Source organism: [Flexibacter] sp. ATCC 35208 (genome assembly GCF_001975825.1).
Classification (GTDB): Bacteria; Bacteroidota; Bacteroidia; order Chitinophagales; family Chitinophagaceae; genus Chitinophaga.
Genome location: NZ_MTKN01000004.1, coordinates 1 through 13,647, shown reverse-complemented (window position 1 = coordinate 13,647; position 13,647 = coordinate 1). Strand labels below are relative to the sequence as shown.

The 13,647-nt window shown below is 44.6% G+C and carries 7 protein-coding genes; 2 read left to right on the top strand and 5 right to left on the bottom strand.

Annotation, left to right across the window (positions count from 1 at the left end; genetic code table 11):
- Positions 1 to 6 precede the first annotated feature (6 nt).
- The 5 genes from BW716_RS04230 to BW716_RS04210 are packed head-to-tail and all read right to left on the bottom strand — an operon-like array spanning position 7 to position 10,083.
- Positions 7 to 3,126, bottom strand: a complete 3,120-nt coding sequence (locus BW716_RS04230) for a SusC/RagA family TonB-linked outer membrane protein (RefSeq protein ID WP_083721278.1) — start codon at positions 3,124 to 3,126, stop codon at positions 7 to 9.
- A 12-nt stretch (positions 3,127 to 3,138) separates the two neighbouring features.
- Positions 3,139 to 4,161 (bottom strand): DUF5007 domain-containing protein, encoded by a 1,023-nt coding sequence (locus BW716_RS04225; RefSeq protein WP_179090985.1) that lies wholly within the window; start codon positions 4,159 to 4,161, stop codon positions 3,139 to 3,141.
- Positions 4,162 to 4,166: 5 nt separating this feature from the next.
- Entirely contained in the window at positions 4,167 to 5,732 is a 1,566-nt protein-coding gene (locus BW716_RS04220) for a carbohydrate-binding protein (RefSeq protein ID WP_083721276.1), read from the bottom strand.
- Entirely contained in the window at positions 5,729 to 7,234 is a 1,506-nt protein-coding gene (locus BW716_RS04215; RefSeq protein WP_083721275.1) for a RagB/SusD family nutrient uptake outer membrane protein, read from the bottom strand. Before BW716_RS04215 ends, BW716_RS04220 begins: the two co-directional genes overlap by 4 nt.
- Positions 7,234 to 10,083, bottom strand: coding sequence for a SusC/RagA family TonB-linked outer membrane protein (locus BW716_RS04210; RefSeq protein ID WP_083721274.1), 2,850 nt, complete (start codon positions 10,081 to 10,083; stop codon positions 7,234 to 7,236). Before BW716_RS04210 ends, BW716_RS04215 begins: the two co-directional genes overlap by 1 nt.
- Before the next feature lie 592 nt (positions 10,084 to 10,675).
- Between BW716_RS04210 and BW716_RS04205 the strand changes: the two genes are divergently transcribed.
- Positions 10,676 to 12,151: a hypothetical protein gene (locus BW716_RS04205; protein WP_083721273.1), complete on the top strand. Its 1,476-nt coding sequence runs from the start codon at positions 10,676 to 10,678 to the stop codon at positions 12,149 to 12,151.
- Between the two features lie 173 nt (positions 12,152 to 12,324).
- The coding region (locus BW716_RS04200; RefSeq protein ID WP_143708713.1) for a hypothetical protein at positions 12,325 to 13,647 on the top strand (1,323 nt) is incomplete at its 3' end.

Genomic DNA, 13,647 nt, shown 5'->3' with positions numbered 1-13,647 from the left:
AGTGTGTTAGAATTCTATATTCATCCCGAAATTATAACTGCGTGGTACGGGGTAACCACTGGACTGATCACGACCCAGCGCGGATACGTTTTCCGGGTTCGGACCGCTATAGGGCGAAAACGTGATCAGGTTATTGCAGGAGAAATATGTCCTCACTGAATTCACACCATAGCGGTTGGTGAACTTCCTGTTGAGTAAATAAGCCAGTGTAATGGTGTTTATTTTCCAGTAAGAGCCATCCTCCTCTATCAATGTCTGATCATACCTGTATGGCTTTATGGAAGAATAACGGGTATAATCAAATGGGTTCGGGTACTTCGCATTTGTATGATCCGGTTTCCAGTAATCCACATCGCTCACATCTACTACCGCCTTCGCATTGTAAGGATCACCCAGGTACTGCATTCTTTCTGCAAATGCGTTGTTGAGAATTTTACGGATCAGTGTATAAGATGTACTGAGGTTCAGTGACCAGTTCTTATAGTTCACATAAGATTGCAGACCACCAGTAATGAGCGGTTGTGAATTGCCCGCAGCTACATAGTCATTATTATCCAGTATATAGTTATGATCTACGTCTTTGAAAATAGGATCACCTGCTTTAAAGTACGTACCATCTGCCGTGCGATAACGCTGTCCCGTAGCGGGATCTACCGGCACGTCATTATCTGTGGCATATACTCCCTCTGTTTTGAACAGGTAGTTTGTAAGACTATTTCTACCTACACGGAATAAGGTATGCTGACTGTTGGTATAATCATATTCAATGAGTTGTCTGGCGCCATTGGGTAAATGGGTCAGGATGTCCTTATTGAGAGCAGCATTCACAGACACGGTCCATTGTACCTTGCTGGTACGCGGCAGTGGACGGAAGGTCAGGGTCAGCTCATAACCATAGTCAATGAGCGAAGTTTCGTTCGTGGTGATCTGATCAAAACCGGTGATGTTAGATAGGTTCTTTGTTCTTAACAGGTTCTTCACCGTTTTGTAATAAGCATCGAAGATCACTTCTAACCGACTGTCAAAGAACCCCGCTTCAAAACCAAAGTTGTATTGCGTGGTTGCAGTGGGTTGTAAGGTTGTATTCGGCAGGAGTGAATAGTTGATACCCAGTCGCTGATTGGCATTGTACGTACCACGGGGATCGAATGTGCCATAGATAGAAAAGATATCGCCGGATGGTACAATGTTCTGTCCCCAGCTACCTCTCAGTGAGCCGTAGGTGAGCCATTTCTTTTCACTGAGGAAACCTTCTTTGTTAAAGTTCCATCTCACACCCACTGCCGGATTTTTAGAATAAGGATCTTCAAAACCGCTGCTGGATGTACCATCCATACGGTAGCTAAGATCCATCACATACTTCTGCTTGTAGTTGTAAGAGAATGTACCTGCAAAGCTGGCAATGTGCTGCTTGCTGTAGTTGTCCAGCAAACCACCACCCAGTGACGCATAGCCGTCATAACCCAATGGTCCCTGGTACTGGTCATTTGGTGTTTTCTCCTGCTGTATTACCTGCGCCTGAAATCCTTTGCTGTAGATTTCATTGAAAGCAGAGATGAAGAAGTTGTGGTTATTTTTGATAGAGGTGAAGTAAGACAATGTATTCCTGTTGTACAAAGTAAACTTGCGGTCATTGTATGCATATACCTGTGAAAAGTCTCCATGAGCAGCCGCTGGCGTGAACCTGTCTTCTGTATTACTGGCGTAATCATAGCTCACACTTGAACCCAGGCTCAGCCCTTTTAACAACTGGTAACTGGCATCGATACTTGCTCTCACATTGGCAGTCTTGTTATCATTCTTCGTATCTAATGATGACAATACGCCGGAAGTACTTTGATAAAATGAAGGACCCGGCAGCAAAGAAGAGGCAGATGCATTGGCAGCTACACCACTTTGTGTAAGTCCATTACCATCACCTTTGTTCCTTTTACCAACCTGTGTGGATAAGCTGGTGAATACCCTGAACTTTGGATTAGGCTGGTACAGCATATTCGTATTCACAGAGTAGCGGTCAAAGCCCGTATTGCGGATTACACCATTCTCGTGGTAATATCCCAGATCCACCTTGTAGTTGAATTTAGGATCCCCACCACTGATGTTGACATTGTGTGTCTGGTTGTAAGTAGCAGCATAAAATACATCCTGCCAGTTAGTAGAATTGTTATAATAAGGATTGAGACTATCTGCCAGGAAGTGGGTAGTAGTGATGTTGTAGATATCATTGATATTGCCACTATTGTATATCTGCTGCAGGCGTAATTTCCGCTCTGCTGCGCCACCAATAGTCTTGCGCAACTGTGGCGGTGTATTCACAAAGAAGTTACCTGTATAGCGCACCAATGGTATAGGCGAGCTACCTCTGCGGGTAGTGAGCAGGATCACACCATATGCCCCACGGGAGCCATACAGCGCTGTGGCCTGTGCATCTTTCAGGATCTCCATGCTTTCAATATCTTCAGGAGGAATCAAAGACATGGGACTTACACCGGGACCTGCTGACTGATATCCATATTCAAAGTTTGCATCTGCATCAATTGGTACCCCATCTATCACATACAAAGGAGAAGTAGGCGACAGGAAGGCATCATTCCCGCTACCTGTCACTGTGATGTTAGACAGGCCTCTGATCTGGATCATACCACGGGCACCAGGTGCACCGGTATTATTCTGGATATTCAAACCTGCTACACGGCCTTGTAACAATTGTTCTACGTTCGACACTGGTACATCCTGCAATTCCTTTCCACTCACGATCACAGCAGAACCGGTGGTGATCTCACGCGTCTTTTTCTGGTAACCGATGATCACTGTTTCATTCAGTTTATTTTCTGTAACCACCAGCCGGATCACCAGTTCTTTCTTATCCTTCAGGGTAAAGCGATAATCGGAATAACCAATATAGCGGAACACCAGCGGGGAATTAGGCAACACACTCGCAGAGAAATGCCCATTGGCATCGGTGATACCTACTGCTTTGAGCGGTGCACCAGCCATGATACTTACCCCTACCAAAGGTTCATTGGTAGCTGCATCCCTGACCTGCCCGGTGATGGGAACCTTGTCCTGTGCCTGTAGGAAAACAACGGTCAGCAGGCAAAAAAGCAACAGTATAGTTTGTTTCATAATTTTCTTTGTTTATTCATCCCTGAACCGGGGGTTGTTCCTGAAATAGAAGATAATTTCCCAATCTCCTTCCTGATAGATATTGAAGGAAAGATCTATGGTGCCTGTCTGCCTGAGATTGCCAAAGCCCACTCTTGTAAAACTGAATTTCACATATGCCTGAGAACCATCTCCATTGGTAAAGCGGGTCTTGTACCGCATCAATGGAATGGGATAGGCGACCTGATAGGTCACGCCTGTCGTGGTGCGCTGTATATCAAATCCGTGCATCAGGCTATCCCAGGGTGTGAGGTTGAATTGAGCCGGATCTATAGGCAGGGAATCCTTGTCCATAAACTTAAATGTGACGCTGTGGCCATTGCCTGCTTTGTGAAACAATACACGTACACTATCTGATTTCAGGTCCAGGTTATTATCATCGTTAGTGATGTTGCTAATGCCGGGGTGATTGTATTGCAATACGAATATGGAAGAATCATTCGTGTTGGGATAAGTCGCCTTTTGTAAACCAGTGACAGGGTCGTATTCATACGGTGAATATGGCTGTTCCCTAAAGGGCATCAGGCTCATATCCTTATACACATTTTTACCACCGGAGTTCGTCGCTTCCACATCAAAGAGGTAACCTGAATCAGGTTGCGCCCGCAACCCGGTCGCTGACCACAATACAAAATCACCGGATTCAGGTCTGATTTCCCATACAGTATGTTTTTCTATCGTACGCTTGGCATTGATCTCATCCAGCGAGGTCTCATAGCCTGTATAGGCTTGTTTCCATACCAGCGCATCTACAGTCTGATCCAGGTCGGTAACTGCCTCCCCGGTTTTCTTTATACGTACGTTCAGTATTTTAAACTGGATAGGCGTACTGGAATTGTCGGTATTGAAGATCTGGGAATACAACGTGGTCCTGCCCATTACAGGTGCAAATACGGTCTGATTGTACACAGCCCTGGCACTCAGATAATCCAGGTCATCTGGTGCCCATTTGCGGCAGGAAATGAATAATAGCAATATTAATATCAGTCGTTTCATGGTCATTAGTTCAAGGGTCTGAAAGTGACGGACTTTACATCGTACCCACCGGTTTCTTCATAAAAGCGCATCACGTGGACGCCTTTGGTGAGATAGATGGTGGCAGTGGCATTCTGCCGTTTGTGATAATCGGTCGTATTGGGTACAGCTACGGAACCAGTGACGTTCACCCCATCGAATTCTATATGGAATTTTCCGCCGTCGTTAGGGCTACCCATTAAGGTAGATACCACATAGTAGCCGGTTTGCTTTACATCTACCGTGTAGTTCATCCATTCGCCGGTATCTGTCCAACCTACCTGATAACCGCCACCTTCATTTCTAGAATAATCGATATCCACACTTTCATTGGGTCGGTATTTACCACCTGAGTTTTCGGTAGTCACATCGTGGTAACCTACGCCTTCGCCTCCCGGATCATAGTCTTCCAGTGTAATCACACCGGGTATGGGGAGAGGGCGGCCTTCGGGTATGAGTTTTATAAATCGTAAGTCGTAGATTGCAAAGTCAAAGTAGAGGCGCAACAGGTGCTTACCGGCTTTCAGCTGCACACCGCTGGCATATATATCAGTATAATTGCTGTAGCCACCGGTAGATTTTGTTGTCATGGCACTACCTGTTACTGTCACCCCATCGAGCAGCAGGTGCAGTTTCCCATTGTCGGCAGAGGTACCATAACGCAGCATCATTTGATAACTACCGGTTTCTGTCACATCTACACTGTAATCCATCCATTCATCTGTTTCTGTCCAGCCTATTTTGAAACCGCCTTCAGCAGCAGCGATGTCTACGTTTTCCGCAGGGCGGTACTGGCCTCCTCTATTGTCAATAGAGAAATCGAGGTAAGCGACTTTGTTACCGCCACGATTGAATTGCTCTAAGCCAATGACACCTGGAATAAAGAAGGGGTAGTCATTCCAGGGGGTAGAGGTAGTCGGGTTCATACGACCAATGAATTCGTCGAAGCCGAACTGGTGATCTTTTTCAAGTATGTTCACAATACCATTGTTGGTCACAATGTCAATAGCCACCGTTGTTGCATTGGACCAGCGATCTGTATAGATCACACCTTTGGTATCGCTGTAGGTAATGATGCCGGGTCCACCGTTCACATGCCCTTCCGCATCTGTACGACTAAATTTTCCATGCATAGGATAACCATAACGGATGGCAGGCAGATCCAGCCCATCCTGTAACTGCATTCTACCTGCTGAAATGGTATCCCTTGTTATGTAGCGACAGACCAGTGTATCCAGTTGTTCCTGGGGGAGTGTACTGATGTACATAGGGCCACGTCCCTGAATAGTACGCAGGGTATTCATGTTTTCGATCGCCTGTTTAAAGCTGGCATCAGATGGTGCGAATACCGTGTAACTACCTGACTTGAGACTATCCGTTAATCCAACGCGGTCTACAGCCAGCAGGAATGAATCGTATTGCTGCTGACTATGCAGAAAGTCGTAGGTATTACCATCATATTTCTTCAACTCGTTGGTATAGTCATAATATCCTTTATCCTTTTTACAGGCAGCAAAGGCGAGCAGCAGAAAAAACAAGGTGTATTTACTCATTGCCAGTAAGGATTTTGTGTGATCAATGGATTTTGTGTGATGACTTCATCCGCTACCGGCCAGTAAATACCACCATTATTGATGAGTGCCATAAACGATGGATCGTTTTGTTTGATTTTGTTGTAACGAATCAGGTCAAACCAGCGCCAGCCCTCTCCCATCAGTTCTTTACGTCTTTCTCTGAAAATGGCGTCGATCAGGTCGCCTTCGGTGGAGGCATCGTAACGTTTTATTCTTCGCAGATCGCGAATGGTGTTCAACAGGTCAATTGCCTTTTGTTGCTGACCGATCACCGCCTGCGATTCTGCCTGTAGCAGTGTGATATTTTCAAGACGGGTAATGATGATGGTGCTGGAAAATATTCTGAATGAAGGATCAGATGTATTGCCATCCTGAATCACCTTCACTTTATTGAAGATGGGGATCTGGGTATTGAAGCTGGTGAAGTAATGCTCAGAGGTAGGTATGCCTGTCAGGGTATCCAGACTGAAACGCTCGTCCAGGGGTTGATCAAATACAGAGAGAATAGTATCCTTGGGTACATAGATATCAGGCAATGCTTTGTCTACAACAGGTTTGGCGAGTGTAAGTTCTTCCAGGTGACCGGAGAAAGTAGCGTCCACATGGCCCCAGTCGAAGTTGAAACCAAGGATGTGGTTGTCCTGTTTCCAGTGGAAGAAACCGGTGCCTCTCACCAGTTCGTCAGTGCCTACATAATAGCTACCCCCTTTGGAATAGTTGTCCAGTACAAACTGTCCGTACACAGTGGCATCCACATATTTTCCCTGATAGGCGGCTACGTGTGCCAGAATAGCGTAGGCAGTGAGTTTGCGGGCCAGTACACCTGCCCAGCGGGTGCTGGTTTCATTGTAGTATTGACCCAGCTGCTGCGGATCGTCTACGCTGTATTTATAAGGCAGGTCGGGAGCAACTTCCAGCAATTCTTTTTCTACAAAAGCCAGTATAGTTGCTTTGTCATCTCTTGCTTTATTCTCAAATTCCCCATCGTGGGAGGAGGTAATTAAAGGCACATCGCCCCATACAGATACGAGGAAAAAATAGGTATACGCCCGCATAAAGCGCATCTGAGCAATATCCACTTTCATATTCTGATCTGAATACTTAGGGTCACGTTCCTTTACTTCACCTACGTGCTCCATGAACATATTGGCGGCATTGATCACGGCATAAAAGCGGCGCCAGTTAGACAATGTCTGCAATAACGGGTAAGCGGCCCGGAGATTGCCTTTGACAATGGCTTTCAGGTCCTGACGCTGTACGGATTGAAAGTCGCCCATGCGTAGTTCTCCATACATCCACCAGGCATCGTTATCTGCCATGGCGGCACGGAGTAAACCATAAACACCGATAAGGGCCGTGCGGGTATCTTCGTGTGAGTTCCAGAAGTTTTCTTCCGAAACAGCATGCGTGGAATCTATATCCAGTAGTTTTTTACAACTGGTACTACAGAACAGGAGCAGCAGTATAAATAGTCGTTTCATTACAAATCCATTTTTATGCCGATGGTGTAGGTTTTAGAGAAAGGAAGTGAGTAGCCAGTATCAAAGCCGCTATAGTCTACGAGTTCAGGATCACCACCTGTGTAAGGGGTAAGGGTAAACAGGTTGCTGGCAGTGGCGTATACCGCGAGGTTATGAATCGGGCTCTTTTTTTTCCACCACTTAGCGGTCGTAACATCGTAGGTGAGCGACAGCGTACGTAGTTTCAGGAAAGCGCCGTTTTCCAGGAAGAGGTCCTGGTCGGTGCGATAGGGATCTACTGTACTCCATGGATTATAACGTGGGTATTTATCATAGTCGCCGGCTTTGGTCCAGAAGGTGATTTCCTTTACAGCACTCATGTCTATCTTCCCTTCTCTGTTTACGAAGTCAAAGTGGTTCGCTATTTCTGCATTCATCACTTTCCTGAAAGCGGTGAAGTAAAAGTTAACACCCAGGGTCAGGCCTTTCCACCTGATATCGTTGGTGAAACCACCGGAGATGACAGGGAGTACATGTCCTTTCAAGACCTTGTCTTTATCGTCGATCACGCCGTCTTCATTCTGATCTTTCCATTTAGGATCACCTGCCTGCAGGGGAATTCCTTTATAGTTCAATGTCTTGCCGGTAGCGTGATTGGTAGGAATATCGGTATCGCGGTTGTAGATCCCGTTATTTTCCAATACCCAGAACTGGTCGATGCTACTACCTACTTTCAGCAGGCGGGTACCATCTGCTACTACGAGTTGCTGCAAGCCACCGGGCAATGCCATGAGGGTATTGCGATTGTAATTCAGGTTGATGCCTGGTTGCCAGCTGATGTGGTTTGTAGCGATGATGGCATTGGCGCTCAGGTCTACGCCCATGTTGCGGACTTTCATCCCATTCTTAAACTGGTAGGCATAGCCATATTCAGCAGAGAAAGGCACTTCCAGCAGCATGTTGTGATCCGTTTTGTGATACACATCGACGGCGAGGTTGATCCTGTCATGTAATAAACTTGTGTTCCAGCCAATGTCCAGTTGGTCGGTAAATGGCCAGCGGATGCCGTAGCCGATGTAACCGGAAGAATAGGCACGGCTGATGCCCGGAAACCCGTTGTACGAAAAGCGAACAGGGTTATTGCTGAATGAAAGGTCGGAGGTATACTGTGGACCTTCACCAAAGCGGTCATCCGGCATCAACCGGCCTACCCTTCCCCAGCTGGCGTGAAGCCTGGATGTGGTACTCAGTTGCCATCCGGCGGTAAAGGTGGGTGAATAGAACCACCAGTTGTCCGGTTGTGCACTGGAAGAGCCATCTGCTCTCATCATGAGGGAAAAGTCAAAAAGGTTGTTGTATTGATAAGCCATGCGGCCATAGAATGACAGCAGGCGATGTTTTTCTTTGTCCAGAAAAGTGAACATCAGTGCGTGGTTGAATGACTTGGGCGACAGGTAATTGTCTTTAGTATTATCAGAATACAGGAGATTTACCCTGATCAGGTCATTGGGTCCTTTGTAGGCGTAGGCGTAGTTGTAACGGTTGAAGTCTGCCTGAAAGTTTTCGCCGGCTTCGATTTTCACACCGTGTTTACCCCACTGGTGTTGAAACTGAAGGGTGTTATTCACAAACACACGTTGATTATACCCGAAGTAGTTAGAGAGATAATTTACTGTTTCCAGCAGGGTGCTGGGGTAGAATACATCACGCAGCCCTTCGTTGTAATCAAATCCAGAGAGAGAGGTAAACTGCCAGCTGTCAGAGATTTTTAAATTAATGGAGAAGTAGCCATTCACTTCATTGGTCTTATTATCATCGAAAGATTTGTCCCATTCTTTCAGGTATTGTGCATAGAATGTTTTATTGGGTGGTAGTGGACTACTCAGATCCGGCAGGTATTGCATTTCGGCAAAGCGGTCGCGGAGCCAGCGATTGCGTTTTCGTTCCAGGCGGGTGGCGCTGAGCATAGCGCTGACTGTAAAGTTTTTGAGCGGCACCATGTTGATCTTAAACATGGCATTGTAGCGATCTGATTTTGTCGCATCGGCGGCATTTGCGGAACGCTGGTTGCCGGCGGCAAAGAGGAAATTCGCCCTGTCAGTGCCGCTGGAAAGGCTGACATTGATACCGTAGACAGGTGTATTTTTGAAATAAAGATCAGTCCAGTTACCTGGCCCGTAATAGGCATTATTAGTCGAATCCCGGAGGTATAATGGATAATTCTGACCTTCTTCTTCCGTAGCATATTTATCGTAAAATACCTGCCTGAAATCGTTTTCAAATTTAGCATTGGTGGTATAGAGGTGTGGGCGCTGTACCATCCCAAACCAGGTGTTGAAACTTATTTTTCTTTTACCGGTTACAGGCTTTTTTGTATTTATCAGAATAACCCCGCCGTTCGCGGCCCTTGGGCCGTAAATAGCTGCCTGTCCAAAGTCTTTGAGCACCTCAATACTCTCTATATTATTCAGATCAATGGCTGCAAATATATTGCTGGCCGGGCCTAAATGATTGTACTGAAACTCCTGTATATCGAAAGTAAAAGGATGATCAGCGATCAATGGAATACCATCTAAAAAGATGGTAGGCTGTGCTTCGTAATTATTGCGTGCACTGATATAAGGAACCGCAGTACCGCGCAATACAATGCTGCTCATCGATGCCGGTTCGGCAGATGGCTCCTGGATATAAACACCGGCAGTATTGCCTTTGAGCAATTGTTGCAGGCTATTATAAGGGTAGAGGACTTCCCTTTCCATGCGCATGCTGTCGGCGCTGAGAGGCAGGGAATCCTTCCGTAATGACTGTGAGTGTACGTTATGGCCATACAATACCAGGCACGTGATGATGATCCGTACAGATAGATGCATATGAGAATATGTTTAAAGAAGATGTAATCGATTACACCTGGCGCTAAATGTTATACGTGGAGTATAATAGGGTGAACAACACGAACCTGACCCGTGAATACAAAAACGTGGAAAAGATTGTAAAACGATTTAGCGTTTTAGTTTAAATACATTTTTTAAAGGTTATTTAGGTTTGCTGAAATGGACTTATGATTCGGCTACAGTTTAAATGTTTTAGATTAAGGTTGAAATACAAACGCTCATAGCACTTAACGGGAACACTGAATAACAGCTCAAATATAGTTAGCTGTATGATAAAAAATATACCATTTTTCCACCTGTTCAGACATTCCCAAAATCGTTTTTGGTGGCCACCACAGGCTTATATCTATTTGATATTCAGTATCAAATTATATTTTACACCTATACAATTCAGACAATGCTATGTGAAAGAAGGCTGCATTATTATTGCCTTAGGAAAATCTAACTTATTTTGTCTCCGACATCAACCTTGATCACGTTAATGATGCTGTAGTGACGAATCATCTACCCTCTTATAATCACGTTGAGCAACCGTTAAAAATGCCCTGAACATTAAAAAACATCTTGAATTATGGCTAAAGCGGATATGCTTGGCAGGCTTGTTAGTACACTTACCAAAGCGGAAAAAAGGTATTTCCGTTTATATTCATCCATGCAACAGGGGAACAAAGATTATGTCAATCTATTTGACCTGCTGGACAGACATTCTTTTTCCGGGCCTGCTGCAGCAAAAGTTGCCTTTCAGCAACAATATACTGGTAGTAGTTATGACGTAGCAGGAAAGTATTTGTATAAGGTATTGCTGGATTGTCTGCTTCACATGCGGCTACAGCGGGAACCACTGATAGCTGGTCTGTTGAAAGCAGAGATACTGGTAGAACGATCCTTATATGAAGATGCATTGAAGCAATTACAAAAGACGACAGAACAGGCAGACATGAAAGCACAATGGATATTATCACTATGGAGCCGGCAACAGGAAATGCAGTTGCTGCAGTTATTAAATTTTCCTGAGATCAATGAAATTGAACTGAAAGAAAAACAGGCAGAGATTGCTACTACCATCAAACAGTTGGACAACTATCAGGAACAACAGGCGCTTTATGAACAACTACGATATCAATGGCTCTACAACGGCCCTGCACGTACGCCTGCAGAAAGACAGGTATTAGATGAAATGGCTGCGCGGGAAGCACTGGTGAATACAGATCAGAAATTACATCTGCTCTTTCAGGCAAATTATTTCTTGCTGGCGGGAGAGTTTACGACAGCGTTGCAATACTTTTATGAATCGGCGCCTTTGTATGAAGCACCGGGAGAGCAGCTGATGGTGATAGAAGGAATTTTATATAGTCTGCGGGCGGCAAGAAGATATAAAGAATTGTCGCTGTTTTTGGATAAGGTATTAAGATTCAAAGCTACTTCCGGTTATTTCAGTGTGATGATTGTACGGTTGTTATTTATCTATTCACCAGCTATACATATTGATAGTGGAGAGTTTAACCACGCACTCACTTTACAACAGGAGCTATTACCTTCCTTACACTTTCAATTACTCACCCTCGTACAACGTGCAGAAATTTATTTATCACGTGCACTGGTATATCTTGGTAATGGAGATATCAACAATGCACACAATGCACTGGACCATGTACTACAACAAAGCAGTTTGTACAGTACACTCCCCCTCTACCGCACTTTCCGGCTGGTACATCTGCTCATTCAATATGAACTGGGCAACTATGAATACATCCGCTACGAAACACGGGCTTTCAGGCGGTATCTGCGACCAGATAATAAACGTGCGTTTTTGTTAGAACGGACGATGATCAAATTTCTCAGTGCAGGAGAGTTATCTCCTGTGATGGTACATAGAATTACATTATGGAAAAAGCTGCAGACAGTGTTTCAGCAGATCAGGCAAGATCCTTATGAAAAACACCAGCTACAGCTTTTTGATTTTTCGGCATGGACAGAATCTAGGATCCTGAGAAAGCCATTAAAGGAGATATTGAAAGATAAATTTGAACGGGAGGCCGACGGTTAACGCCAATGGCCTCTCATGCCCCGGGCCGCAACTATTTAGCAGTATAGAATGATAATCTGTTTCATAGTTTCAATTTTACAGTTTTTTCATTATCTTTAGTTCAACCCCTTTTAACCGCTCAGAATTTTAGTTTTCCTCAATATGCTCCATACCTGATAAACTATTCTAACAATATGACCACTATTGCGAAAGACTTGAACGTTTACGGTGCTTCCTCACCATTCTTACAGTATGTATTCAAAAACAGTATTCACAAAAAATACATACTCGTTGCTTTTATTGCCGGGCTCATACAGCTCACCCTCTTTAAAATACTATATCCCTATCCGGATTTTATTTCAGATTCCTATAGTTATATAGATACGAATCTCTACCACATGAATGTGAATCTTTGGCCGATAGGATATTCTAAATTCATCGCCTTTATTCACCTGTTCTCATCATCGCATGTATTTCTCGTATATGTACAGTATATCATACTAATCGTTACATTTCTATACTTCTTCTTCTCAATACTATATTTATATGGGTTACCCCGTCGATATGCACTCATATTGTATATCTCTTTGTTCTTCAACCCAATGTTTCTTGTACTGGCGAATTGCGTACTGAGCGATGCTATCTTTTGTTCCATCAGCCTCATCCTGTTTACCCAGTACTTATGGATGTATTACAAGCCTACCTTCTCCAATATCGTTTTTCAGGCATTATTGATTGGGGCTGCATTTGTGATCAGATATACGGCGATATATTACCCTATAGTCAGTGTATTTGCGATTTTACTCGCCGGGTATAAATGGCCCCTAAAACTTATAGGAATGGTATTGCCATGGTTGTTGATTTTCCCATTCATCTGGTATACACAGCAGGAGACAAAAAAGCTGACAGGTACAGCGGAGTTCTCGGTATTTGGAGGATGGCAGATCGCCAACAATGCATTGTATATGTACGGCAGCATTGACGTAGATAGCACCAAACTACCCGCCGGCACACTGGAACTGGATAGGGAAGCCCGGGCTTTCTGGAAAAAGACACCCCCTACTGCCGATGATCTGGCAGAATTGCCCGGTACATTTTTCATCAAAGTACCTACCGCTATTTTAAAACCCTACTTAAGCAAACATGGCTGGGCCAATCTGCCAGGTGCTCCCGGTGGATTCCAGGCATGGGGATCGGTTTCACCGATATATAATGCATATGGAAAATGGCTGATACAACATTATCCCCTTGAATTTGCGCGTCACTACATGTGGCTCAATGTGAAGAACTATTTCATTCCTCACCTTGAAAAATTCGGCTCTTATAATATTGGAATGCGCGAAGTATGGGATCCTGCCAAAATCTGGTTCAATATGAAGAGTAACCAGATTACGCTGATTCCATCTATTCAATTCCAGGGGTATATCTTCTTCATTTTCCCGCTCTTCTTTATGGCATTGAATATCTTCTTTGCAGGATGTGTCATTTTCTTTTTGACTGAAGTTGTTTATACTTTT